This is a genomic window from Candidatus Margulisiibacteriota bacterium (assembly GCA_041661965.1).
Lineage (GTDB): Bacteria > Margulisbacteria > WOR-1 > O2-12-FULL-45-9 > XYB2-FULL-48-7 > XYB2-FULL-45-9.
Genome location: JBAZTH010000001.1, coordinates 571012 through 596442, shown reverse-complemented (window position 1 = coordinate 596442; position 25431 = coordinate 571012). Strand labels below are relative to the sequence as shown.

29 protein-coding genes and 1 other RNA gene are annotated in these 25431 nt (G+C 52.9%); 14 read left to right on the top strand and 16 right to left on the bottom strand.

Annotated features, from left to right (window positions below; all coding sequences use genetic code 11):
- Positions 1-33: 33 nt before the first annotated feature.
- Both WC772_02750 and WC772_02745 read right to left on the bottom strand, forming a co-directional pair.
- Positions 34-1620, bottom strand: a complete 1587-nt coding sequence (locus tag WC772_02750) for an aminotransferase class V-fold PLP-dependent enzyme (GenBank protein MFA6169674.1) — start codon at positions 1618-1620, stop codon at positions 34-36.
- A gap of 65 nt (positions 1621-1685) precedes the next feature.
- Positions 1686-1892 (bottom strand): DUF2892 domain-containing protein, encoded by a 207-nt coding sequence (locus tag WC772_02745; GenBank protein MFA6169673.1) that lies wholly within the window; start codon positions 1890-1892, stop codon positions 1686-1688.
- A 120-nt stretch (positions 1893-2012) separates the two neighbouring features.
- Between WC772_02745 and WC772_02740 the strand changes: the two genes are divergently transcribed.
- From WC772_02740 to WC772_02725, 4 genes are all read left to right on the top strand, one after another.
- Complete coding sequence (locus WC772_02740; GenBank protein ID MFA6169672.1) at positions 2013-2768, top strand: class I SAM-dependent methyltransferase; 756 nt, start codon at positions 2013-2015, stop codon at positions 2766-2768.
- Between the two features lie 532 nt (positions 2769-3300).
- Complete coding sequence (locus tag WC772_02735) at positions 3301-3459, top strand: hypothetical protein (GenBank protein ID MFA6169671.1); 159 nt, start codon at positions 3301-3303, stop codon at positions 3457-3459.
- Between the two features lie 38 nt (positions 3460-3497).
- Positions 3498-4295, top strand: a complete 798-nt coding sequence (locus WC772_02730) for a lysophospholipase (GenBank protein MFA6169670.1) — start codon at positions 3498-3500, stop codon at positions 4293-4295.
- Positions 4296-4355: 60 nt separating this feature from the next.
- On the top strand, positions 4356-5108 hold the full coding sequence (locus WC772_02725; GenBank protein ID MFA6169669.1) for a hypothetical protein: 753 nt from the start codon (positions 4356-4358) through the stop codon (positions 5106-5108).
- A 105-nt stretch (positions 5109-5213) separates the two neighbouring features.
- Here WC772_02725 and WC772_02720 read toward each other — a convergent pair whose 3' ends face one another.
- The 9 genes from WC772_02720 to WC772_02680 form a co-directional block, all read right to left on the bottom strand.
- Positions 5214-5741, bottom strand: a complete 528-nt coding sequence (locus tag WC772_02720; GenBank protein ID MFA6169668.1) for a hypothetical protein — start codon at positions 5739-5741, stop codon at positions 5214-5216.
- Positions 5742-5778: 37 nt separating this feature from the next.
- Positions 5779-6438 carry a phosphoribosylformylglycinamidine synthase subunit PurQ gene (gene purQ, locus WC772_02715; protein ID MFA6169667.1) on the bottom strand — a complete coding sequence of 220 codons (660 nt, stop codon included), beginning with the start codon at positions 6436-6438 and terminating at the stop codon, positions 5779-5781.
- On the bottom strand, positions 6435-6671 hold the full coding sequence (purS, locus tag WC772_02710) for a phosphoribosylformylglycinamidine synthase subunit PurS (protein ID MFA6169666.1): 237 nt from the start codon (positions 6669-6671) through the stop codon (positions 6435-6437). Before purS ends, purQ begins: the two co-directional genes overlap by 4 nt.
- Complete coding sequence (gene purB, locus WC772_02705) at positions 6671-7963, bottom strand: adenylosuccinate lyase (protein MFA6169665.1); 1293 nt, start codon at positions 7961-7963, stop codon at positions 6671-6673. Before purB ends, purS begins: the two co-directional genes overlap by 1 nt.
- A gap of 102 nt (positions 7964-8065) precedes the next feature.
- Complete coding sequence (ispG, locus tag WC772_02700; protein ID MFA6169664.1) at positions 8066-9121, bottom strand: flavodoxin-dependent (E)-4-hydroxy-3-methylbut-2-enyl-diphosphate synthase; 1056 nt, start codon at positions 9119-9121, stop codon at positions 8066-8068.
- Positions 9105-9719 carry a hypothetical protein gene (locus tag WC772_02695; GenBank protein ID MFA6169663.1) on the bottom strand — a complete coding sequence of 205 codons (615 nt, stop codon included), beginning with the start codon at positions 9717-9719 and terminating at the stop codon, positions 9105-9107. The genes ispG and WC772_02695 overlap by 17 nt, the downstream gene beginning before the upstream one ends.
- 91 nt (positions 9720-9810) lie before the next feature.
- On the bottom strand, positions 9811-10389 hold the full coding sequence (locus WC772_02690) for a hypothetical protein (GenBank protein ID MFA6169662.1): 579 nt from the start codon (positions 10387-10389) through the stop codon (positions 9811-9813).
- 10 nt (positions 10390-10399) lie between these two features.
- The gene (locus WC772_02685; protein MFA6169661.1) at positions 10400-11290 is read right to left on the bottom strand and encodes a phosphoribosylaminoimidazolesuccinocarboxamide synthase; all 891 of its coding nucleotides are present in this window, start codon (positions 11288-11290) and stop codon (positions 10400-10402) included.
- 75 nt (positions 11291-11365) lie between these two features.
- Positions 11366-11983, bottom strand: a complete 618-nt coding sequence (locus WC772_02680; GenBank protein ID MFA6169660.1) for a DUF4412 domain-containing protein — start codon at positions 11981-11983, stop codon at positions 11366-11368.
- A gap of 84 nt (positions 11984-12067) precedes the next feature.
- Here WC772_02680 and polX point away from each other — a divergent pair, with 84 nt between their 5' ends.
- From polX to rnpB, 4 genes are all read left to right on the top strand, one after another.
- Positions 12068-13789 carry a DNA polymerase/3'-5' exonuclease PolX gene (polX, locus tag WC772_02675; protein ID MFA6169659.1) on the top strand — a complete coding sequence of 574 codons (1722 nt, stop codon included), beginning with the start codon at positions 12068-12070 and terminating at the stop codon, positions 13787-13789.
- Positions 13786-14547, top strand: a complete 762-nt coding sequence (locus WC772_02670; GenBank protein MFA6169658.1) for a hypothetical protein — start codon at positions 13786-13788, stop codon at positions 14545-14547. Before polX ends, WC772_02670 begins: the two co-directional genes overlap by 4 nt.
- Entirely contained in the window at positions 14540-14971 is a 432-nt protein-coding gene (locus WC772_02665; protein ID MFA6169657.1) for a ribonuclease HI family protein, read from the top strand. Before WC772_02670 ends, WC772_02665 begins: the two co-directional genes overlap by 8 nt.
- A gap of 40 nt (positions 14972-15011) precedes the next feature.
- An RNA gene (rnpB, locus tag WC772_02660) (RNase P RNA component class A) lies at positions 15012-15496 on the top strand.
- A gap of 20 nt (positions 15497-15516) precedes the next feature.
- Here the strand turns inward: rnpB and WC772_02655 are convergent.
- From WC772_02655 to WC772_02640, 4 genes are all read right to left on the bottom strand, one after another.
- Complete coding sequence (locus tag WC772_02655; GenBank protein MFA6169656.1) at positions 15517-15879, bottom strand: plastocyanin/azurin family copper-binding protein; 363 nt, start codon at positions 15877-15879, stop codon at positions 15517-15519.
- A gap of 12 nt (positions 15880-15891) precedes the next feature.
- Positions 15892-16080, bottom strand: a complete 189-nt coding sequence (locus tag WC772_02650; protein MFA6169655.1) for a ferredoxin — start codon at positions 16078-16080, stop codon at positions 15892-15894.
- 13 nt (positions 16081-16093) lie between these two features.
- Positions 16094-16768: a DUF5777 family beta-barrel protein gene (locus WC772_02645; protein MFA6169654.1), complete on the bottom strand. Its 675-nt coding sequence runs from the start codon at positions 16766-16768 to the stop codon at positions 16094-16096.
- 89 nt (positions 16769-16857) lie between these two features.
- Positions 16858-17223: a hypothetical protein gene (locus WC772_02640; GenBank protein ID MFA6169653.1), complete on the bottom strand. Its 366-nt coding sequence runs from the start codon at positions 17221-17223 to the stop codon at positions 16858-16860.
- Positions 17224-17283: 60 nt separating this feature from the next.
- Between WC772_02640 and WC772_02635 the strand changes: the two genes are divergently transcribed.
- From WC772_02635 to WC772_02610, 6 genes are all read left to right on the top strand, one after another.
- Positions 17284-18093, top strand: coding sequence for an alpha/beta fold hydrolase (locus tag WC772_02635; GenBank protein ID MFA6169652.1), 810 nt, complete (start codon positions 17284-17286; stop codon positions 18091-18093).
- Positions 18090-19553, top strand: a complete 1464-nt coding sequence (gene glpK / locus WC772_02630) for a glycerol kinase GlpK (GenBank protein ID MFA6169651.1) — start codon at positions 18090-18092, stop codon at positions 19551-19553. Before WC772_02635 ends, glpK begins: the two co-directional genes overlap by 4 nt.
- A gap of 40 nt (positions 19554-19593) precedes the next feature.
- Entirely contained in the window at positions 19594-20694 is a 1101-nt protein-coding gene (locus tag WC772_02625; protein MFA6169650.1) for a hypothetical protein, read from the top strand.
- 62 nt (positions 20695-20756) lie between these two features.
- A complete protein-coding gene (locus WC772_02620; protein MFA6169649.1) occupies positions 20757-22199 on the top strand; it encodes an NAD(P)/FAD-dependent oxidoreductase in 1443 nt (480 codons plus the stop codon).
- Positions 22186-23136: an FAD-dependent oxidoreductase gene (locus tag WC772_02615; GenBank protein ID MFA6169648.1), complete on the top strand. Its 951-nt coding sequence runs from the start codon at positions 22186-22188 to the stop codon at positions 23134-23136. Before WC772_02620 ends, WC772_02615 begins: the two co-directional genes overlap by 14 nt.
- The gene (locus WC772_02610; GenBank protein ID MFA6169647.1) at positions 23133-23489 is read left to right on the top strand and encodes a DUF1667 domain-containing protein; all 357 of its coding nucleotides are present in this window, start codon (positions 23133-23135) and stop codon (positions 23487-23489) included. The genes WC772_02615 and WC772_02610 overlap by 4 nt, the downstream gene beginning before the upstream one ends.
- Here WC772_02610 and WC772_02605 read toward each other — a convergent pair.
- On the bottom strand, positions 23475-25430 hold the full coding sequence (locus WC772_02605) for an ABC transporter permease (protein ID MFA6169646.1): 1956 nt from the start codon (positions 25428-25430) through the stop codon (positions 23475-23477). The two genes, WC772_02610 and WC772_02605, sit on opposite strands and share 15 nt — an antisense overlap.
- Position 25431: the final 1 nt, after the last annotated feature.

Genomic DNA, 25431 nt, shown 5'->3' with positions numbered 1-25431 from the left:
ATTATAAGAGGTAACTAAACCGGCGTCAACGAGCTATTCTTTTTCGTATCGACCGTTTGAGAAGATCGAAAATTGTCCGCTGGTCAGCGGCCGGGACTGATCAGGGATATAGAATTCCCCCGCTTCCGCGTCCAGCGCTAAGATGCCGTGCGGCCACATCCGCTGGATATGTTCGAGCATTGTCGGGATCTTTTCAAGATGTTCGTGAGGGGTCGGAAAGCCCCAGCTGATCCGGGCGGCGTGAGCGCTCTGGTCGCCAGGCAGCGCGGCGCAGCCGGCCCGGCTCTTCTTGGCGTGAGCCATGGCGTGAGCGATCGCTTCCTGTTCCGAGACTCCCAGCAGGCTGTAAACATATGGATGGGCGCAGAATTGGCCGACCCGGGCATCAACGCCGAAAAAGACCTCGAGCGCTTTGCCGATAAACCCAGGGGGAATCCGGTCCCCATTTGCCGCGCGCATGATAAAACTGACCACCGGGCCGCGAGGGACCAAATCAATGTTCGATTCACCGAGGATCTCCAGTCCCTTGACCCGCGATATCGAGTCAATTACTCGGCGGGCCATCTCCGCTTCAAATCCGGCAATATTATCCAATCCGGCCTCGGTCAGCAAATGAACCGCTTTACCAAGTGAAGCCTGGGCGATGAAAGCCGGGGTTCCCGGCTCGAAATTCGCCGGCGGATCGGCAAAATGAATATCCCGGGAAGTAACGCCGCTGATCGTGCCGCCGGCCGGATCGAGCGCCGCGCCGCGGAAGAAATCTTTCGGACCGATGATCGCGCCGCTCCCGTCCCGCGCGTAAAGCTTGTGTCCGGAAAGAGCGATAAATACTTCGCCGGAGAGATTTTTCAGATCAAGCTTCATCGAAGAGGCTCCTTGAGCGTGATCGATAAAAACTTTAACTCTATATTTTTTAGCCAGCCAGCAGAGCTGTTCGACCGGTGTTTTATAACCGGTAACGTTCGATTGGGACTCAACGCATAAGATCGGATGATAACAGCCGCTTTTGGTGAATCGATGCAGCAAATTTTCGATCGAATCCAGATCATAGGTCCCGTTCGGCAGAAGCTGGAAAAATTCAAACGGGATCGAGCGTTCGTTCGTCCGTTGCGGCAGTTGGGAGGAATGGTGCGACACCGGCGAAAGCAGGAAGACCGCCTGCTCGTCCTGAACCGCTTTCTTGACCAAGAGGTTCATCCCGACGCTGGTATTGGGGGTAAAGATGACCACGTGACGATCGCGCTCGTAGCCGACAAAATCACCGATCGCCCGCCGCGCCTCCCCCAACGCTTCGGTCATGATCTCGGCGTGCGGACCGGAACTCCGGCCGACATTTTCCCGGAAATTAGTTTCCAAATAATCGGCCATTTCCGCGATCGGGACCAGGAGCGGCTTGGTCGCGCCGTAATTGAGACCGATATGCTGGGTTTTCCCCCACGGCTTGCCGGTGATCGGATCATAAGTCGCCACCCGGCGATTGGCGCCGAGGGCTAAAAAACGAAGGTGGTGGAGACGAAGCGGTTCGCCGTTGATAAATGACCGCAAAGAATGTCTGGTCTGGGGACAGGTTGGATTAAGCTGGTAGCGTTTCGCTAATTGGTTGATCAAGACGTCTGACATTTTCCCCTCCGGTTAAGAACGATCCATCCGGATATATATCTTAACTGTCGAAGGGAAATTTCAGGTTATTTCTGGGTATTAATGCCGAGAAGATGGTAAAGGGGGCAATAACCGATCAGCCCGGTTATGACCATCCAAAGAGCGGCAAAGAGAAGAACAGCTAAAAGAATAATGTTAACCTTAAAATAGAAGATCAGAAAAATAATAATACTCCCAACCAGGATCTTGATAAACCGATCGAAGGCATTTTCGTTCTTGGTAATATTGATCATTTTTTCTCCTCCTTTACTTTTCTGGTGGCATTATAATCTGGTTCTCTGGCAATGTAAATAGTAAATTGACCATTTTTCGCCAGCTTGTTAATTAAATGATCATAAACTATAATGAATGGGATGAAAAAACACGAAACAAGCTGGAATGAAGTCGCCAACTGGTACGACCAACTGGTTGGCGAAAAAGGCTCTGATTATCACCAAAAAGTGATCATTCCGGGAACTCTTAAGCTCCTAGACCCCAGACGGGGGGAAAAGATCCTCGATCTCGCCTGCGGCCAAGGGGTCCTTTGCCGGGAACTCGCCAAAGCGGGAGTTGAAGTCACCGGGATCGATGCTTCCCCTAATCTTATCAAAGCGGCGATTGAACGGAGCCCAAAAACGATCAAATACCAGGTCAGTGACGCCGCCAACTTAAAAGCGTTTGCCAACGCCTCTTTTGATATCGTCACCTGTATCATGGCGATCCAAAATATTGAGCCGCTGGATATTGTGATCAGCGAAAGCGCCCGGGTCTTAAAGGACGGCGGCGGTTTACTGATCGTCACCAGCCACCCCTGTTTCCGCATCCCCCGCCAGAGCGGCTGGGGCTTTGACGACCAACGGAAACTCCAATACCGCCGGGTCGACAGTTACCTCTCGGAAATGAAGATCCCGATCAAAATGCACCCCGGCTACGATCCGGGGAAGATCACCTGGACCTTCCACCGTCCGCTCACAACTTATTTCACCGCTCTCAATAAAGCCGGCTTGACCGTCGCCCGGCTGGAAGAATGGTTTTCCCACCGCCAAAGCCAGCCCGGCGCCAAAGCCCGCGCCGAAAACCGCGCCCGCCAGGAGATCCCCCTCTTCCTCGCCCTGCTCGCTGTTAAGTAAAGATTCATAGCTTAGTTTTTGGTCTATTCGCAGATCACTTTCTCTCTTCTTGTTTATTGGGTGTCCATTTTCTTTTTCTACAGCAAAAAAGAAAATGGACGAAAAGAAAACGCCGGCGCATTTCGATTTTTCTTAAGGTAAGCGAAATGCGCGCCCATCCTGAACTTATATTCTAATCCAGTGCCATTATTTAAGTGGCTGCCTCACTTAACACTGGGACAAAACACTCTTTAGATATTTTAAAAATATGGCCTTCAAGGGGTTTCATCAGCGGGGCGGGGTTAGCAACAACCCTACTAAGATCAGATTGTTGCGGGGGCATTTTGAAGGCCGGGGATCCATAAGGGGGAACCCCTTATGCAGTTTCTTTCCCCCATTTCTTTGCTGTCAAAGAAATGGGGTGCTATAAGTAAACAATAATATTTAATTAAATTTGCGAATAGCCGATAAGCCATGCCCTTAAACACTTGTAAAAGCGAAAAGTTAAGCTATAATGACAAAGTTCAAAAATAAATTGTAAAGGAGATTCAACATGCTCACAGAACGTTCAGAATTCAAAGGGAAGCCGATGCTCATTCTTAAAAGGGACGAGAGCGACAAGTTCCCTTTTTCCTTCGGTATGTCCAAGGCCAAACTGATCCTGGAAGCGATTGAAGAGATCAAGAAGTTCGTCGCGGAGAACGAAAAATAGACCTGTTCAACTTTTTTTCCGGGCCCGGTATAAGAAAGTTGGATAAAACCGATGTCTTGTACCGGGCTTGGGGTCCGCCTAAGGCTAAAGCCGTTCTCCTCCTGATCCACGGCATCGGCGCTCACTCCGACCGCTGGCACTACCTTGCTCAATCCTTGATCAAACCGGGCTATGCCGTTTATGCCATTGAATTAAAAGGTTTCGGGGAAACCAAAGAGCCGCGCGGCCATATCGAATCGTTCGACATTTATTTCCAGGACATAAAATTACTCTACGCCAAGATCAAACAAGACCATCCCGGGACAAAGATCTTTATCGGCGGGGAGAGTCTGGGCGGGCTCCTCTCCTTTACTCTGGCCGCCCTTAATCCCGGCTACTTCGCCGGCCTGGTCCTCCTTTCCCCCGCCTTCAAAGGGGCGTTAAAGTTTAAGCTGACCGATCTGTTCGATTTTTTCGAGGGGCTCCTCTTTGAACCGAACAAAAAGCTCAAGGTCCCCTATTTTTCGTCCATGGCGACCCGCGATCCGAAGACCTTGAAAAAGATGAACACCGATCGGCGGGAGGTCAGGGTCACTACTTCCAAATTTTTATTGAACGTCTTGCTGGAACAGATTCGGGCCAATTTCGTTATCCCCAAGATCGAGCTCCCGGTCCTCTTTCTGGTTTCCGGACACGATCTGTTCGTTTCCGCCGACGAAAGCCGTAAAATCTTCCGGCGCCTGCCGGTCAAGGATAAGACCCTGATCGAATATCCGGAAATGTTCCACGCCCTCTCCTTCGATCTCGGCCGGGAAAAAGTTTTCGCCGACCTGGCCGGCTGGCTCGCCAAACGCTGACGTTGAATTCCCCCCTGATCTAAGCTACAATTTCTTCAGATCTATTAAAAGGAGCAATCTATGAAGAAAATTGCCGTTAGTTATCTCTTGATCGGCCTCATCATGACCCCGCTTTTCGCTTTGACCCCGGCCGAATTAAAATCGACCTTCGATCAAATGTCGATCGAGGACCTGAACGATCTCTCCAAATCAATGAAAAAGATCGCCAATGAATCGGCCCGTAAGACCGGTTACGTCCAGCAAGACCCGATGGCGGTCGGCGGCGGCGGCGGTTTTTACTATTTTATGCCGACCGGTAATATTAACGACAACAAAGCGCTGTCGGCGTCGAGCCTTGGTTCATTATACGGCGGGGCCGGCGGCTTCATGTTCAACTTAAACCCCAACCTGGCGGTCGGCGGGCTCTTTGGCGGGATGGGCAACGGCAGCACGGTCAAGGTCGGCACGACTTATTACAATTACAGCGTCGCCGCCGCCTTTGAAATGGTCCAGGCACAGTACAAACCGATCATCAACGATTCCATTATTTTGGGATTGGACCTCGGCCTCGGGCTCGCCCAGGGAGGATACGAACTTTATACCACCGATGAAAACCTTTCCGGGACCGACGTCAACCGCTACGGCAGCGCCCTGGCCGTGCTGTGCGGGATCGACCTGCGCAAGCGGCTCACCAATTACTTTTTCACCGGCCTGAAGCTGGGGTGGTTCAGCACTTCGTTCGATTCCCTGAAACGGGGGGATTTTGTCGATCCGGGGAAAAAGCTGACGATCTCGGCCTATTACCTGGCAATCACGCTCGGCGGGAATTTTTAACTCCTCACCCCGTCACTCACTTCGTTCGTGACACCCCTCTCCATCTTTGATGGAGAGGGGAATGAATTCGCCGAAGCGAAAGCGAAGGCGAAGAAAGGGGTGAGGTTAGAACGGTTTGGTAATGTTGAAATCGATCTCGTTAAACTGCAAATTGAAATCGGAAACGGTGTTGAAGACATATTTCGGAGTGAACTTGACGTCCCACGGGGCGTAATAATAATCAAGGGAGATCGCCGCGTAAGTCCCTTTGTAATTGGTGGCCGCCAGGAAGCGATATAGGGTCGTATCCTTCATGTAATTAATATCCTGATTGACCTTCATGTTGTACATCCCGATATGTCCGTTAAGCATAATCTCATCATTGATTAAATAACTGACTACCCCGCCAAAACGGATCAAATTCATCGTTGCCGAATAGTTGACATCGGTCATGACCGGCTCGGCTTCGACTCCCAGCTGGAAGTTATTGCTGAAAGGGAAACGGAAGATGGCGCCAAAATTAAGGCCGGTCCCGATCCCGGTCGTCAGACCCAGATGAAAATCGGAAGCCATCGGCAATTCATGCAGCTTGATCGCGGCAAAAGAAGTCGAAGCGAAAAGAAACAGGCTTAAAGCGACAAGGTATTTTTTCATGATGGAGATATTATAGACAAAGTTAGGGAAAATACAATCACTTTTTCAAAAGCGAGCGCCAGATCAGCAGCCCATCGGCGGAGCCGACGATCGCTTCCGAGGCCCGCTCGGGATGCGGCATCATCCCCAAAACGTTCCCCCGACGGTTGCAGATCCCGGCGATATCGGCGACCGACCCGTTCGGGTTCTCCCCCGCGTAGGTAAAAACGATCTGTTTGTGCTGTTTTAACGCCTTGAGGGTCGCGGCGTCGCAGGTGTAGTTCCCTTCGCCGTGAGCGATCGGGATGTTCAGCTTCTGGCCCGCTTTACAGGCGTTGGTAAAAGCGGTCTGATTGTTGGCGACTTTCAAATCGACATGCTTGCAGATAAAGTGGAGATCCCGGTTACGCTGCAAAGCTCCGGGCAAAAGTCCCGCTTCGGTCAGGATCTGGAAACCGTTGCAGATCCCAATGACGAACTTGCCGCTATCCGCGAACCTCTTGACCGCTTCCATGACCGGCGAGAACCGGGCAATGGCCCCGGTCCGCAGGTAATCGCCGTAGGAAAAACCTCCCGGCAGGATAACGCAGTCCAAGTCGCTCAAATCAGTTTCCTGGTGCCAAACGTATTTAGTCGGCTGTTTCAGGACGTTTTTGGCGACATGGTAGCAATCCTGATCGCAATTGGAGCCCGGAAAAACTATAATTCCGAATTTCACGCCGTTACCTCAAAATGATAATCTTCGATCACCGAATTGACCAGCAGCTTGCGGCACATCTCGTCGATCAGCTTGGTGTTGTCGCCATCGGGCAGTTCCAGTTCGATATACTTGCCGATCCGAACGTTGGCGACCTTCTTGTAGCCTAAAGTGTGCAGGGCCGACTCGACCGTCTTCCCCTGCGGATCAAGGACTCCTTTTTTCGGATAAACGAAAACTTTGATCTTTGCCATTATAATCCAAACCTCCTGAAGACGACGTCGACGTTCTTGACGTTGTCCCGGATGTCGAAGATCTTCTCGATCTCTTTCGGGGAAACGTGTTTGAGCGCTTCACGGTCTTCCATTAAAATATCCTTAAAGCTTTTGCCGGACGAGCGCGATTTCATCGCCGCCGTCTGCACGATCTTGTACGACTCTTCGCGGGTCAACCCCCGGTCGGTCAGGATCAGGAGGAGCTTCTGGGAAAAGACCATCCCGCCGCTCTTCTCGATGTTCTTGCGCATGTTTTGCGGATAAACGACCAATCCGTCCATCACCCAGGCAAACTTCTGGAGCATGTAGTCGACCATCATGCAGTTGTCAGGGAGAATGATCCGCTCCACCGAGGAGTGAGTAATATCCCGTTCATGCCAGAGAGCGACGTTCTCGATCGCCGCCATAGCGTTCCCCCGGACAACTCTGGCCAAACCGGTGATCCGCTCGCAGGTGATCGGATTTTTCTTGTGGGGCATCGCCGAAGAACCCTTCTGCCCTTTGCCGAACGGCTCTTCCACTTCCAGGATTTCGGTCCGCTGGAGATTGCGGATCTCGGTCGCAAACTGCTCCAGCGACGCGGCAACGATCGCCAGCGTGGTCATGAACTCGGCATGGCGGTCCCGCTGGAGGACCTGGGTCGAAGCGGGAGACGCGGACAACCCCAGTTTCTTGCAAACATATTCTTCCACCCGGGGATCGACCAGGGCGTAAGTGCCGACCGCGCCGGAAATTTTTCCAAACGAAACGACCGCTTTGGCCCGTTTCATCCTTTCCAGGTTCCGGTCCATCTCGCCGACCCAGACCAGCAATTTCAGACCGAAAGTGATCGGTTCGGCGTGGACCCCGTGGGTCCGCCCCATCATCAGGGTATCTTTCTCTTCTTTCGCCCGGCGCTTCAGGATCTTAATGACATCTTCAATGTCTTTGATGATCAGTTCGGCCGCTTCCCGGAGCTGGATGGAGCGGGCGGTATCTTCGACGTCATAAGAGGTCAACCCAAGGTGGATAAAGCGCGATTCGCGCCCGACCTTCTCCGCGACCGAGGTCAAAAAGGCGATCAGGTCGTGGTTTGTTTCCCGTTCGATCTCGTTGATCCGTTTAATGTCGAAAGCGGCTTTCTTTTTGATCTTATCCAGCGCGGGCTTGGGGATCCGCCCCAAAGCGGTCCAAGCTTCGCAGGCGGCCAATTCAACTTCCAGCCATTTCCGGTACTTGTTCTCTTCCGACCAGATCTCCCTCATCTTCGGCAACGTATAACGATCGATCACTTAATTAACCCCCTATTTTTCTACGGAAACCTGCGACAATATCGTCGCGGTTTCCGTGTTTTTCAAGGAACCGCGAAGTTTATTCGCAGGTTCCTTGAAACATTAATCAACTATTTTCTTTACCTCCGACATCAGCGCCTCGACCATTTCGGCTTCGGCGACCTTCTTGACTATTTTACCAGACCGGAAGATCAAACCGGCCCCTTTACCGCAAGCCAGGCCAAGATCGGCTTCGGCCGCTTCTCCCGGACCGTTGACTTCGCACCCCATGACCGCGATCGTCAGCGGCTGTTTGACCGAACGGGTCCGCTCTTCAATTTCGCTCGCGATCGCCACGACATCGACGTCGGTCCGGCCGCAGGTCGGGCAAGAGATCACGGTCACTCCCTGCTTATAAAGTTCCAGCGCCTTGAGGATCTCAAAACCGACCCGGACCTCTTCGACCGGGTCGCCGGTCAGGGAAACTCTAAGGGTATCGCCGATCCCGGAGGCCAGGATCGTCCCGATCCCGACCGCCGAGCGAATGATCCCGGTCCTGGGAATTCCCGATTCGGTGATCCCGACATGGAGAGGATAAGTAACTTTCTTGGCCATCAGCCGATACGCTTCGATCGTCAGCGGGACCGAAGTCGCCTTGAGCGACAGAACGATATCATGGAAATCATACTTCTCCAGGATCGCGACGTGCCGGAGGGCGCTTTCGATCAGCCCCTCGGCGGTGACGTGACCATGGTACTTTTCCAGGATATCTTTCGGCAAAGAGCCGGAATTGACCCCGATCCGGATCGGGATCCGCCGTTCTTTGGCGGCGCCGACAACGGCCCGGACCTTATCTTCACTGCCGATGTTGCCGGGATTGATCCTTAGTTTATCAACTCCCGCTTCGGCCGCCAAGAGAGCGTATTCATGATTGAAATGAATATCGGCAACCAATGGGATACCGATATTCTTTTTGATCTCCTTAAGGGCCAGGGCCGATTCCCGATCCGGCACGGCACAGCGGACGATCTGACAGCCGGCTTCCGCCAAACGATTGATCTGCTCGACCGTCGCCTTAACGTCGGCCGTTTTGGTCTTGGTCATCGATTGGACGGAGATCGGGCTTCCTCCGCCAAGAGGGAGACCGCCGACCATTATTTTTTTACTTTGTTTCTTCATCATAAGCGCACGCTAATGCCCCCGCCCCCAACGGAGCGGTAAATAAGACCCCGACATAAAAGACGTTGGAACCAAGTTGGGAAATGATCCCGGACAAGAGGAACAGCAGCAAATGGAGCCAGACATTATTTTTTCTGACGACAATTTTACTGGCCAGCATCGCGGCGCCAACCGTCATTTTCTGATCATAAATATAAAGGAACGTAAACATATACCAGGTCATCCAGCCGAAAGAGAGGAAAAAGATCACGATCGTGAGAAAAGCGGCCAAACCAGTCGCCCAACCCGGCCAGATCAGCAAAGCTAAGACCCCAAGACAGGGTAAAAGGATCGCCATCAAAATAACCAGAAAATAGTAGGCGGTCGCGCCGGTTAAAGGCCAAAAGCGGCCCATTGGCCCGAAAATATCGTGCAAAACAAAAGGCTCGCCTCTTTTAGCCTTGATAAAAAGGGATTGCAGACCGATCGACAAAGGCGGAAAGAGGATCCCCAGGGTAATTATACTTAGCAGGACCGCCACTAGGTTGGCCAGGAAGACCGTCCAGAAGTTCTTCCGGTAAATGTTCCAGGCTTCGGTAAACGCTTTCCCGATATCCATAGTTTCCCTTTCTTTTAAACCAATAAATTCTCGGTTAATAATTGGCGGCGACATTTCTGCCGCCGCCAAGTTTCAAGCTCGAACGGAACGGTTACTTCGCTTCGTCGGCGTAAGCGCTGGCAATCGCGCCAATACCGATCGGCATGGTCAGGATAGCGCCGACTCCCCAGAGAATGTTCCCCAGGCCGCTGACGATCCCGGCCAGGATCACCAACAGGAAATGCGACCACCAGTTGTTCTTGATGACCAGCGCCCGGCTGGCGGCCAGTCCAGCCTTGATCGACAACCCTTTATCATAAATAAAGAGGAGGGCAAAGATCCAGCAAACTGCCAGATAAATATCGATCAGGACCGCGGCAAACATCAGGATCCCGCCGACGGCATTCCAGTTGAGATAGAAACAAAGCATTCCCGGCAGAAAAGCCAGGACCAGCAGGATCGCGATCCAGATCGCGCCGAAAAAGATGTTCACAAACTTGCTGAACGGGGCAAAAACATCGTTAAACGCGATCTCGCCCCCTCTTTTGGCCTTGACGAACATCATCTGAAAACCGACCATCGGAGCGATCAGGAACCCGAGCAGTGAAGAAACGATCGCGGCCAGCAATACGACCACAAAGTTCTTAATATAATTATTCCAGGAATCAACAAACGCTTTTCCGATATCCATGGTTAACCTCCTATAGAACAGCCTTCCCGGTTAGTTTCTGGAAGGCTTCGAGATACTTTTCCCTGGTCCTCTGCACCACCTCCTCGGGTAGTTTGGGAGCGGGCGGCTCTTTGTTCCACCCTATGGACTCGAGATAATCGCGGACGAATTGTTTGTCGTAACTCGGCTGTGATCGTCCAACCTGGTAGCGCTCGCTCGGCCAGAAGCGGGAAGAATCCGGAGTAAGCATTTCGTCGATAATGATGATCTCGTTGTCAAAATAGCCGAATTCAAACTTGGTATCGGCGATGATGATCCCTTTTTTCGCGGCGTAATCAGCGCAGGCCCGATAAAGCGCCAGACTTTTTTCTTTGATCTCCGCGGCCGCTGAAGCCCCTATCTGATCGCGAACCTGTTCTTGGGTAATGTTCTCGTCGTGTCCCTGCTCCGCTTTGGTCGTCGGGGTAAAGATCGGCTCGGGGAGCTTGGCGGACTCTTTTAAGCCGGCCGGGAGCTTAAGCCCGCAGATCGACTCCGATTTTTGGTACTCTTTCCAGCCGGAACCGGAAAGATAGCCGCGCACAATGCATTCTATCGGGATCAATTGAGCTTTTTTAGCGATCACAGAGCGCTTGGACAATTGGATTTTATACGGCTGAAGCTGGGCCGGATATTCATCGGCATTTGTGACCAAGAGATGGTTTTTGATAATGTTTTTAGTAAAATCAAACCAAAAAAGCGAGATTTGCGTGAGGATTTTTCCTTTGTCCGGAATGCCATTCGGCATAATAAAATCAAAGGCGGAGATCCGATCAGTTGCGACGATCAGTAGATTATCGTCAACCTCAAAAACATCGCGAACTTTCCCTCTTTTGAAGAGCTTTACCCCCGGGAGATCGATATTTAAGAGGACATTCTCCATACGAAGTTATTATAGCATAAGGATAAAAAAAAACAGCCGGAGCTAAGCCGGCTGTTTTTCCGATAATTATAATATTTACTTCATGAACCCTTTCATCATCTTCTGCATATCCTCCGGCTTCATCCCTTTCATGCTCCCCATGTCAGGCATTGGCATTTTCTTGTACCCGGCCGGAATAGTGAACAAGGCGCCCGGTTGAGCCCCTTTCTTGAGATTTTTAAACTCGGTTGACCAGGAACCATCGACCGCCGCCGATTTGATCGGCCAGTTGTCGCTGGAAAGCCATTGGTACATCTTGCTCTCTCCGTCCGGTCCTTTATAGGTCACTTCGTATTTATCGCACATGATCCCGTCAACCTTTTCCCGGCCGATCTTTTTCCTGGTCACTTCCCCCGGCGCTTTTTCCCCCATCCCCATCATTTTGTCCGGGGTCAGCTTCTGCTCCAAATACATCTTTGATTCCGGCATCAGGACCCAGACAATTTTTTTATCGGCCAGTATGATCGAAACGGATTTCTTGCCGGCCGCTTCGCTCTCCATCCGCCATTTATTGTTCCCCATGTACATTTTAGATTTGGCCGGGCCGGTCTTTCCCTTATAATTGGTCACCACATCGGCCGAAAATTCCAGCGCCGACGCTATCGTCGATAAAACAAAAACGGACGTAAAAATCAGGGCACACTTTTTTATCATTTTTTTACCTCCAATGATTTGCGATAATACGCCCGACAATTTTCAATGTCAAGTGTGTTATAATCCCGCCAGAGTGGTGAAACAATGGAAAACACCGAGCTTGTTAAAATTTTCGGGGAAATCGCCGAGTTTCTGGAATTAAAACAGGATAATCCGTTCAAGATCAGGGCCTACCAAAGAGCGGCCAGGACGATCGAGGCCCTCTCTAAAAATCTGGCCGACATCTATCGGGCCGGCGGGACGGCCGCTTTAACAGAGCTCCCCGGGATCGGCCGCGACCTGGCCGAAAAGATCGTTTGCTACATCAGAACCGGCAAGGTCGAGACTTACCAGAAACTAAAAAAAGAATTCCCTAAAGGTTTTATCGACTTATTGGCAATCCCCTCCCTCGGACCGAAGACCGCCATGCGTCTTTACAAAAAATTTAAGATCGACTCGGTCAAAAAGCTGGAGCAATTTCTCCGGGCCGGCAAGCTCAAAGGTTTCCCGGGCTTTGGCGCTAAAAAAGAAGAGAACCTGCGCAAGGGACTGGCTCTAAAAAAACGGGTCAAAGGACGGTTCCTCCTCTCTGAAGGGCTCGCCTACGCCGAACCGATCGCCCTGGCGCTGAAAAAAGAGACCAACCAGCTCCTGCCAGCCGGCAGTCTGCGCCGCCGCCAGGAAACGATCGGCGATCTTGACTTCCTCGCGACCTCAAAAAAGCCGGCCAAAGTCATGGCCGTTTTCACCTCCCTCCCGCAAGTTGAACGGACCCTGGCCAAGGGGGAAACCAAAGCTTCGGTTATCCTCAAGAACGGGATGCAGGCCGACCTGCGGGTCGTCCCGGACAAGAGTTTCGGCGCCGCCGCCCACTATTTCACCGGCAGTAAAGGCCATAATATTCATATCCGCCAGCTGGCCCGGAAAAAAGGGTGGAAAGTCAGCGAGTACGGGATTTTTAACGCCGCGGGAAAACAGATCGGCGGCCGGACCGAAGCGGAAATGTTTGCTATGTTCGACCTGCAATTTATTCCCCCGGAGCTCCGGGAGATGCGGGGCGAGTTCGAAGCGGCCGCCAAAGGGAAAATCCCCAAGCTGATCGAGCTCGGCGACATCCGCGGCGACCTGCAGATGCACTCCCGATCCTCCGACGGCGCCGATACAATCGAAGCACTGGTCGAAGCGGCCAAAAAGCTCGGTTACGAATACATCGCCGTCACCGACCACACCCAATCGGCCCGGATCGCCGGCGGCCTGACCGCCAAGGAATCCATAAAAGAGCTGGAAGAGATCGACGAGCTGAACGCGAAATTAAAAGGGTTCCGGATCTTAAAGGGGGTGGAGATCGATATTCTTCCCGACGGGACGCTCGACTACCCCGACAGCGTCCTGAAAGAATTTGAAGTCGTCATCGCCGCCGTCCATTCCAATTTTAAAATGGAAAAGTCCAAGATGACCGGGCGGATCAATAAAGCGCTGGAAAATAAATACGTAAACATCCTCTCCCATCCGACCGGCCGGATCATCGGCAAACGGGACCCTTACGAAGTCGAGATCGAAGAAATATTCAAAACCGCCAAAGAGACGGGGACCTTCATGGAGCTCAACGCCTATCCGGAACGGCTCGACCTCAAAGACACCCATTGCCGGCGGGCCGGAGAACTGGGCCTGGAATTGGCGATCGACACCGACTCGCACGCCGCGAACCAGCTGGTCAACATGAAGTACGGGGTGATGACCGCCCGCCGCGGCTGGCTGAAAAAGAGCGACGTCATCAACACTCTGCCCGGCGGCCGGCTCTTAAAAAAACTGATGAGGAAAAGATGAGAAAGTTTTTTTGCCTGCTGGCGCTCTGCGCTTTTTGTCTGCCGGCCGTCGCCGCCAAGGAAGGATTGGAGTTCGAAAAGAACGGGCTGAAGATCAAGCTGGTCCGGACCAAAGGCGAGACAAGAGTGATGACCAAACAGGGAGAGCTATTTCTCTATTATCATATCCAGGAGCGGAAATATATTTTGGAACAAGCCGACGTCCTGGCGGCCGACTTGCTGGCGGAGATCAAAAGCCAAAGTTTCTTTGTCGTTCGGACCGGCAAAGCGGAATACTATCTGGCCGCCGACGGACCGGCGCTTGAAACTTACGTTAACAACGACGGGGAGAAAAAGACCAACCGGATCAGTTTCGGTGAATTCGACCTGAACCTGCTGCTTGGCTTGAGGCGGGACGAGCACCAAGAGCTGAACTACCGGAACGTCTGCAATATCGTCTATAACCTGCACGGCAACGGGGTCCGTTGCAACGTCTTCGTCAACGGGAACATGATCTACACCAACACCAGTCTGCCCGACCTCGTTTATTTCAACGAGCAGCTCCCGATCAACCGTTTTCTAAAACCGGGGACGAACAAGGTCCGGATCGGCATCTTCGACTCGAACAACGCCGACAGCGAGCTGAACATGTCGATCGTCGACACTTCTCACGGCGGGCGGGAACTGATCCCCGAAGGCCCCCTGCCCCTGAACCAGAAGTGGATCGAATTCGCTTTTGATCTGCCGGCCGACACTATTTTGGAGGAAGAATATGAATAAGTACGCGATCTATTCCGACGGCGCGGCCCGCAACAACCCGGGACCGGCCGGAGCAGGAGTGGTCATTAAACATAATGGTAAAACTGTGGCTGAAGTCGCCGAATACCTGGGGAAGACGACCAACAACATCGCCGAATACATGGCCTTTATCCGCGGATTGGAAGAAGCGCTAAGCCTGGGGGCCAAAGAGGTCGAGTGCTTTGCCGATTCGGAGCTCCTGGTCAAACAGATCAACGGCGAATATCGAGTTAAAAACGAGGGGTTGATCCCCCTCTTCCATCACGCCCAGTCGCTCCTAAAGAAATTCAAGCACTCTAAAGTGACCCATATCCGCCGGGAAAAGAACACCGAGGCCGACCTCCTCTCCAATAAAGGGATCGACGATCACCAGAAGTCGAGCCACGGGCCGCTGTTTAACCGCTAAACACTATGAAATTCCGCTTATTTCCTATAGAATAATAGCGGGGGTAGGCTGGACGGCTACGCCTCGGCTCACTTTGTTCGCTCGGCGCAAGCCTCTTTGTTTCAAGGAGCCTGTACCGAGCGAGTGCGAAGCACGAGTCGAGGTGAGGAAAGTCCGGACTCCATCGAGCAGCGTGCTGGGTAACGCCCAGTCGGGTTTAAATCCGAAGGAAAGTGCAACAGAAATTACACGGCCCACTTCTACCCTAAAGGTAGGAAGGCAAAGGTGAAAACGGGAGGTAAGAGCTCCCGACGTAACAGACCGGCGACGGTCACGTTGTAAACCCCACGCGGAGCAAGACCAAACAGAGTGAGAGGCGGCTCGCCTCGTTATGAGCTCGAGTAGGTCGCACCGAGGTCGCCAGTAATGGCGGCCCCAGATAGATTGCCGTTCCTCGACTAGTTCGTTCGGGACAAGTCACTTGTGCCGAGCGAGGCCGAAGGCCGAGTCGAGGCACAGAATCCGGCTTATAGGCCTGCCCCCACAGTATTCGGCCGGATTCGGGTTTATTGCACTATCACTTGCCCGGTCATTGAAGGATGGATATTACAGCGATAAGCATAGGTCCCCGCGATCGTAAACTGATGAGAAAAAGTCCCCCCAACCCCAAACGTTCCGGAGTCAAAACTGGCCGGGCCGGAAGTGCTGGAAACCGTATGAGAGACTGAATCGTTATTGGTCCAGACGACGGTCGCGTCAACGGAGACGATGACCGAGGCCGGACTAAAAGCCAGGCCCGAAATATTGACCGCAGTCGCGGCTGACGCGGGAATGGTCGTTGTGGTAGTGGCCGGGTAGGTCGAATTCTGGCTCGTGCAGCCCGCGAAAACAAAGCCGGCAAAAAAAGCCGCTAAGATTAAAATCTTCACCGCTCCCCTCTCTTATTCAACTTTGATTACACTGACCGGACAAGAATCGGCCGCTTCCCTGATCTTGTCTTCAAACTTGTTCAAATCAACGCCCGCCTTGACCTTCGCGGTCTCGGGTATTTCAAAGACTTCCGGACAGATCTGTTCACAGAGCGCGCAACTGATGCAACCGTCTAAAATCGTAACCTTGGAAACTGTCATATGGCCTCCTTTTTCATGATATCTCTCTGACGATGTTAAATCCGAAATGAAGATTATTATCGGCGCTGCCGGGAAGGAAGCCGCCCGGCAGGGTCTGGATGTTGTTGGTAAAAATCAAGGAGAAAAAATGCCCCCAGGTTTTAAGTTTGACCCCCAATGACGCGGTCGGATAGCGCCGAGCATAGCCTGAAACGACCGGGAGATATTCGGCGATCAGCTCCAGGCGTTCAAGATAACCGGCCCTTACTTCCAGCGCGTAACTTCCGGCCAGCCCCAGCGCCAGGGTTGGATTATTGTTGACCGGATTGGCAAGCGAAGGAACGAAGCTGACGGCAAAACGATCGTTTAGCTCCCTGGTAAAGATCAACTGGCCGAGATAGCTATTCCGGTCCCCCACCACCGTCGGAGAAGTTTTTTGCGCATCGCCGATCAGGACCGACAAGCCGTCCGTTAGCGCGAACTTGCCGGCCAGAAAATATTCTTTATCGAAAGTGGAGCGTAAAATGGAAAGAGCGGCCCGGTCATTGAGCCGAAAACCAAAGCCCAGGGCGATATTGGCTCCCTGGTCCATGCCAATGAAATTATTGAGCGGGTCGTCCGAGACATTGCCGAAGAAACGATGATTGATATAAATTTCCGAGCTCTCAATAAGCCGCGAGCCCGGAAGATTTAGAGCCGTCGCAGACATTGACACGACCAATAGCAGTGTCAAAATAAAAGCGCTTCTCATAACAAAAGGAATTATATGTATTTATACCGGACTTGTAAAGCTTGAAACTAAACCGCTCTCTCCGCTCCAATAAACAACCCGATAAAAATCAGGTCAACGATCGCGAAGGGGAGAAGCATCGCGGGGATCGTGCCGAAGAAAAAATGGCCAAAAGCGACCAAACAAAAAGCGACTTTAACCATAACTCCGTACCAGATCAGGTTCTTGTTCCCCCGCGGGTCACGGGCAATCGCGATAAAAGCGAAGGCGAGAACGATCATCAGCAACGCCGGTAATTGCACATAGCCAAGATGTTCGGGAAGCGGCATATTAAATTGAGCGTAAACCCAAACCGGAACCGCGACACCAATTAAACCTAAAAGGCCGTCATATAATGCGGCGGCAACGAAGAGCGGAGCGATCCAGTTTTTCATTGTTTGGATTTTCTCACGACCACCCCTTCCAGTCAAACCGATTGATGCTATAATCCTTTCATGCCGGAGCTTATCGGAACTGATCTGCTTTATCGTAAATGGAGCGCCGTTAAGGCCAAGGCCGTCCTTCTTCTCGTGCATGGCATGGGCGCCCACTCCGCCCGCTGGAATTTCCTCGGCGATTATTTCGCGAAAAATGGCTACTCGTCTTACGCCATTGAACTGAAAGGCTATGGCCAAACTAAGGACCGCCCGCGCGGCCATATCGCTTCGTTCAACACTTACTACCGTGATATTTTGCGGCTCCGCGAGATCGTCGCCCAGGAAAACCCCGGTAAAAAGATCTATCTCCTCGGGGAAAGCCTCGGCGGGCTGCTCGCTTTTAATGTCGCCGGCCAAAACCCGGAAAAATTCGCCGGGCAGATATTGATCTCCCCCGCTTTCCAGAACGGGATGAAGTTTTCCCTCTCCAACTACTTAACGCTGGCCGCTTTTATCTTGTTCGATCCCCAAAGAACGATCGAAGTCCCCTTCACTTCAGAAATGTGCACCCGGGACCTTGCGTACCAAAAGGTCATGAACAACAATCCTGATGAACTCCGGTCCGCGAGCCTGAAAATGCTCGTCAACACCCTCTTCGCCCAAATGAAAGCGAAACGATTGAGTAAAAAATTAACAACCCCCTCGCTCTTTCTAATTTCCGGACACGATCTGCTGATCGATGAAACGGCCGGTAAAAAACTGATCGCCAGCCTGCCGCTCAAAGATAAAACGATGATCGAGTATCCGGAAATGCTCCACGCCCTCTCCATCGACCTTGGGCGCGAACAAGTCTTTGCCGATATCCTGAACTGGCTGGAGGCGCGATGAAATATATTTTAGCGATCGACCAGGGAACGACCGGCAGCCGGGCGATAGTCTACGACCAAAAAGGCCAAAAGATCGCCAGCGCCTACCAGGAATTCCCCCAATACTTTCCTAAACCAGGCTGGGTGGAACACGATCCGGAAGAGATCTGGCAAAGCGTTTACGCTTCTATTCAGAAAGTGTTAACTAAAGTTCCCCCCGCTTCGATCGCGGCGATCGGGATCACCAACCAGCGGGAAACGACCGTCGTCTGGAACAAAAAAACCGGCCGCCCGGTCTATAACGCCATTGTCTGGCAATGCCGCCGGACCGCGGCCCGCTGCGACCAACTGAAGCAGAAAGGGCTGGCCGGGTTCATTAAAAAGAAAACCGGCCTGCCGATCGACGCTTATTTCTCCGGGACTAAAGTCGAATGGATCTTAAAAAAGGCTAAGGCGAAGGCAGAGGAACTTTGTTTTGGCACAACGGATAGCTGGGTCTTATGGAAACTAACCGGGGGGAAAGTCCACGCCACCGATTATACCAACGCCTCCAGAACGATGCTCTTTAACATTGAAAAACTGGCCTGGGATAAAGAGATCCTCAAGCTTTTGAAGATCCCAAGCTCGATCCTACCTCAAGTTAAGCCATCTTCGGGTGAATTCGGCCAAACCGTGAAGATCGGCCGGCTCCCGGCCGGGATCCCGATCACCGGGATTGCCGGTGACCAACAAGCCGCGTTGTTCGGCCAAGCCTGCTTTGAACCGGGAACAATGAAGAACACTTACGGGACCGGCTGTTTTATTCTCCTTAATACCGGCCGGAAACGGGTCAATTCACAACACGGATTAATTACCACCCTTGCCTGCGGACCGGAGGGGAAGGTCGCTTACGCGCTGGAAGGGTCAATCTTTATCGCCGGAGCGGCGATCCAGTGGCTCCGCGACCAGCTCGGCATTATGAAGAGCTCGGCCGAGTCGGAAGCAATGGCGACAGCGGTCAAAGATAACGCCGGTGTTTATTTCGTCCCCGCTTTCGTCGGCCTTGGCGCCCCCTATTGGGACCAGAACGCCAGAGGGACGATCGTCGGCCTGACCCGCGGAACGAACAAAAACCATCTTGTCCGGGCCGCCCTTGAGGCGATGGGCTATTCGACCAAAGACGTATTGGAGACGATGAAAAAAGAATCCGGCCTGCGGATCAAGGAATTGAAGGTCGACGGCGGCGCGGTCGCCAACAACTTCCTCTGCCAATTCCAGGCCGACATTCTTGGCGTCAGGATTTTACGGCCGAAGAGCATCGAAACAACTTCGCTGGGGACCGCCTACCTGGCCGGACTGGCGATCGGTTTCTGGAAAAACTCCGCGGCGATCAAGAAGTTCTGGGCGAGCGACCGGACCTTCAAACCGAAAATGGCCAAAGCGGCGGCGGAAAAGCTCTATCTTGGCTGGAAAAACGCCATTAGTCGAACCCTCTCGGCCTAATCTCCACTGAAATATCTTCTTCCAGCGACCGATACATATTATGAGCATCAGAACCGACTTTCAGCTCAAACACCTCGGCCGGGTAGCCGCTCCCGGCCATAACTCCGTGACTATCGATGAAGGCCGTCACGAAAGAGGCCTCTATCACCTGGTCACGCTTGACCAAAGCCAGCTTAAGGCAAAATTCTGTGTTCCCGATAAATTCCTTGATCCAATTTTTGCGGCCAAGTGGGACCAGCAGATGCCGCAAAGCCGCATAACAGAGGAAGCCACGCGCCAGGTAGTTTTTGCCCAACCTCCATTTTTCTGGGCGGCTGGCGCGGAGAAACTTGACCAGGTCAGCAGGAACGAACCAAACATCCTCTTTGTTTCCGATGCTTCCAATACTCCTTTCAATGAAGGACATTTCGCGGTCAGCGGCGGCCAATTACTACCGCTCCCTCCGGGTTCTTACCCAGTCCGCGGAAAACATTATATGCTCAGCACGGCCGGAGGAAAAGTGTCCTTTCCGCTGGTAGACACGGCCGATCCTGCCGGTCTGGCCGCGGTCGAGGATGGTTTTTTCGTCCCAAAGCTGGTCCATGAAGGCCGGACGCTCGACTTACTGGAGATTGTTCCGGGAACAACCCATTATCTAATTTCATATTTGCGACATCATCTCAACCAGCTCTTTAAAGAGAATGAATATTCCACCGCGAACTCGCCGGAACGCGCCCGGATCAACGGAGAACTTATAGCATACCTGCGTGATCCCGGCAATTATCTGTCGCTCCTCCGCGATATCGTGGCGGGGAAACAGGTTGCGGTCAATCCCAAGGGTTTTATTGAAAATGATTATAACCATACCTATTGGTTAGAGTGCGAGGACGAAAAGCTGCGCTGTTTAAAGACCTATCCCACTAATGACGGATTACAAATAGGGATTACTTTTCGGGAGACCGGTAATTTTATCCTGGCGATTGCCAAAGCTTATGACTTATCAGTCCGGAATGTTTTTCTCGGGACTAACGGCAAAGATGTTCGGGTGATCGTCCCTCAAGACGGCCGCTTGGAACCGCTGCGGCACGACCTGGCTGGAAATATTTTCGGCAATTATCTAAACCACGCTTTGGCAAATTTTATTTATTTTTCCACCCGATAATTCAACGTCCGTTCCACCTCGAAGCGCTTCTTAAATCCCAACTGCCGTGATAAAATCTAACCGTGAATAGTTTCGACGTCATTATCATCGGCGGCGGAGTGACCGGTGCGGCGATCGCCCGGGAGCTTTCCCGCTACCGCCTCAAGATCGTCCTGCTGGAAAAAGAAGCCGAGCTCGCTTTCGGCGTCTCCAAATCAAACAGCGGCATTATCCATCCGGGGACGCAAAACCCGCCCGATTCACTGAAAGGGAAACTTTGCGTCGAAGGAAATAAACTGACCAGGCAAATCGCCAAAGAGCTGGGAGTCGATTTCAAAGAAGTCGGCGAACTGATCGTCATCTTCAGCGAAGAAGAAAGGAATCGGCTCCTGGAGATCAAAGCGGACGCGGAAAAGCTGGGGGTCCCGGGCCTTCAGATCGTTGACCGCGCCTGGTTAAAGGAACACGAACCGAACCTTAATCCCGCCGCTCTCGCCGCTCTTTACGCCCCGACCGCCGGTATTATCTCTCCCTACCGTTTAGTTTACGACCTGGCGGAAAATGCCCGGCTAAACGGCGTGGAGATACTAACCTCGCACAAAGTTGAAAGTATTAGTCAAGAAACCGGAAACCTGCGACTAAACGTCGCGGTTTCCGGTTCAACGCCTAAAGTGTTTCAATCCCGCTTTGTCATCAACGCGGCCGGGCTTTACGCCGACACGATCGCCCAAATGGTCGGCGTGACCGACATCGTCATTAAACCGCGCAAAGGGGAAGAGTTCCTGCTCGATAAAAAAAGAGAACATCTCGCTAACCACTTGCTCTTCCCCCTTCCCACGCCAACTTCCAAAGGAACGCTGGTCATTAAAACATCCGACGGCAATCCGATGATCGGCCCGACCGCCACCGACATTGAAGATAAAGAAGAACGCTCGACTTCCGATGAAGGGTTAGCTAAGGTTTTAGAAAACGTCCAAAAACTTCTCCCCGCGATCAGCAGCCGGGATATCATCGCTTACTTCGCCGGGCTCCGGCCGGTAGCCGGAAAAGATTTCATTATCCGCCACGAAGAAAAAGTTCCGGGGTTCATCAACGCCGCCGGTATCCAGTCCCCCGGCCTGACCGCCGCCCCCGCGATCGCCTTAATGGTCGCCGATCTCCTTAAAAAGAACGGCTTAAAATTGCGGCGGAAATTCTTCTTCCGCAAATATCGCCAACCAACGGTCCACCTCTTCTCTCTCTCCCTGGAAAAGATCATTCAACTTATCAAGCACGACCCGTCATACGGCGACATCGTCTGCCGCTGTGAAATGGTCTCGGCTAAAGAGGTGAGAGAAGCGATCAAACGGGGCGCGAGAACTTTGGACGGGATAAAATTCCGGACCCGGGCGCAGGCCGGGCGTTGTCACGGCGGTTTTTGTACCACCCGGATCATGAAGATCATGGCGGAAGAGCTCGGCATCCCGCTGACCGAGATCACCAAACGAGGCCCCGGCTCGGAGGTCGTTAAAGATGAACGAGCGTGAACTAGTTATAGTCGGCGGCGGCCCGGCCGGCATGGCGGCCGCCCTTTCCGCTCATAGGAACGGAGTCAAAGATATCCTCCTTCTGGAACGGGACCAGTACCTGGGCGGGATCCTCAACCAGTGCATTCACCCCGGCTTCGGCATTCATCATTATAAAGCCGACCTGACCGGCCCGGAATTTGCCGACCGACTAATCAAAGAAATCAAGATAACCCCAGCAATCGAGGTCTCGCTCCGGTCGTTCGCCGTTAAACTGACCGGCGATAAAATTTTGACCTATCTTAAACCGGGAAAGATGGAAACCGTTAAAGCGCGGGCATTGATCATGGCGACCGGCTGTCGGGAGCGGACCCGCGAGATGATCCACGTCGCTGGAACGCGTCCCGCCGGGGTCTTTCCCGCCGGACTGGCGCAAAAGCTGATCAATATCGAAGGGCTCCTCCCCGGCCGCGAGGTCGTCGTCATCGGTTCGGGAGATATCGGCCTGATCATGGCCCGCCGCCTGACACTCGAGGGGGCCAGGGTCCAAGCGGTCGTCGAGATCCAAGAAAAAACGGGCGGGCTGGTAAGGAATGTCGTTCAATGCCTGGAAGATTTCGGCATCCCCCTTTACTTACGACATCGGGTCGCCCGGATCCACGGGCGGGACCGGGTGGAAAAAGTGACCGTTGAGAACGTCATAACCAAGGAAACCTTTGACCTTGCCTGCGACACGGTCCTGGTCTCGGTCGGACTGATCCCCGAAAATGAACTGGTCGAAATGGCCGGGGTCAAACTCGATCCGGCGACTAACTCCCCGATCTCCACGGCGGTCAATTTGAGCTCGATCCCGGGGCTCTTTATCTGCGGCAACTCTTATAAAGTCTACGATCTGGTCGATTCGGTCGCCCGCGACAGCGAAAAAGCGGGGCAAATGGCGGCGGAGTATCTGAAATGAGAATGACCTGTATTGAATGCCCGGTCGGTTGCCAGCTGGAAGTTGACGTTGAGGGAGGCTACGTCGTCAAGATCACCGGAAATAAATGCGAAAAAGGACCCCTCTACGCCAAACAAGAAGTCGAGAACCCAGCCAGGATCTTGGCTACGACCGTTTTGGCCAAAGGACTGGACTTAAAGATGGTCCCGGTCAGGACCAGCCGTCCCATCCCAAAAGCAAAACTGCTCGCCGCGATGGCGGAAGTAAAAAAGATCAAGCTCGATCATCCGGTCAAAGTTGGAGACGTGATCGTTAAATCGTTCCTGGGGGAAGCCGATCTGATAGCGACCCGGGAAGCGTTACTCGTACCGTAACGCTTCGATCGGCAGCATCTTCGACGCCCGCCAGGCGGGCCAGATCCCAAAGACCACCCCAACCAGCACCGAGAAGGTAAAGGCGAGCAGGATCGAACCAAGACTGACGATCGCGTTCCAGCCGAAAACAGTCGAGATCAGCCAGGCGATCAGCGAACCGATCATTATCCCGATCGATCCCCCTAAGACGCAGATCAAAACCGATTCAACCAGAAATTGGATCATGATGTCCCGATTTTCCGCGCCGAGCGCTTTGCGCAAGCCGATCTCGTGGGTCCGCTCCATCACCAAAACCAGCATAATATTCATGATCCCGATCCCGCCGACCAGCAAGCTGACCGCGGCGATCGATCCCAGGAGCATCGTAAAAGTGTTAACCACGTCATTAAGGGCTTTCTGGATATCGGCCATGTTCCGGACATCGATGCTCTGCATCTGGGCTTCGGTAAAGCGATGGACCTTGGCCAAGATCGGACCGATCTGTTCCTGGACCGCAGAGAGAGAATCGGCGTCTTTCACCTGAACGTCAAAGTTACCGATATAATCGCGCCCGAGCAGACGATACATCGCCGTGGTAACCGGAATAAAGACCTGGTCGTCGGTATTCTGAAAACCGGTCGCCCCCTTCTCCGGCATCACTCCGATGACGGTAAAGTTGATCCGGTTGATCCGGATCGCTTTACCGACCGGGTCGGTACTGCCGAAAAGTTCGTCGGCTACCGTTTTGCCGAGGACCGCGACTTTGGCCCGGCCGGTCACTTCGTTATCGTTAAAGAAGCGGCCGGAAGTTGGGATCGAATTGCGGACGTACTGGTAATCCGGGTTCGTGCCTGATACGGAGGTGTTCCAATTCTTGTCCTGGAAGACCATTTGCGCCCGGCCGCTGACGTAAGGAACGACCCGGTCGACCCCGTCGATCTTCTGCATCGCGGCTAGATCTTCAAAATTAAAACGAGGAGTAGAATCGGCTCCCAGGGAAATACCACCAGAGCGGAATGACTGCGAAACCCGCAGGAGGTTCGATCCCATGCTCGCTAAACTTTGCTGGACCTGGTTCTGCGCCCCGGTCCCGATCGCCAGCATCGTGATGACCGCCGCGACGCCGATCAGCACGCCGAGGATCGAGAGAAACGAACGGAGTTTGTTCCCCAAGAGCGAAAGAAAAGCCTCGTGAGCGTAATTGAGGATCCCGGAAAGCGAAAGGGTCGCTTTTCTCTTCAAATGATTGTTAAAATCAATTTTAGCGACTGCTTTGCCCGCCCCTTTTCTTTCATCGCCGACGACCTCCCCATCTTTGAGGGTAATTATCCGGCTCGCCAGTTCCGACAATTCCCGCTCGTGGGTCACCATGACGATCGTCGTCCCCTGGGCGTTTAATTCCTTGAGCAGGTTGATGATCTCGAGCGACGACTTGGAATCGAGGTTCCCGGTCGGCTCGTCGGCAAAAATGATCAGCGGCTGATTAGCGAGCGCCCGGGCGATCGCCACCCTTTGCTGTTGCCCGCCGGAGAGCTGGTTCGGCCGGTGCCGCAGCCGGTCGCCAAGGCCGATCTTTTTCAAAATCCCGATCACCCGCTCGCGGGCGTCTTTCCCCGCCTCGGTGTATAGGAACGGCAGCAACGAATTTTCGGTCACGTTGAAGCGGGGCAGGAGATTGAACGATTGAAAAATAAAACCGAGGTGGCGGCTGCGTAAAACCGCGTAGTCGTTGTCGCTCAACTTGGTGATATCGCGGTCGAGCAGCCTGTAGTTTCCCTGATCGGCTTTATCCAAAAGTCCCAGGATCGCCAGCAAGGTCGATTTTCCCGAACCGGACGGCCCCATAATAGCGACAAACTCTCCCTGGTCGATCTTCAGCGAGACCGGACGCAACGCCCTGACCGGCAGTTCTTCACTGATGAAATAGGTTTTGGTAACGCCGTTCAGTTCGATTAGTGCCATG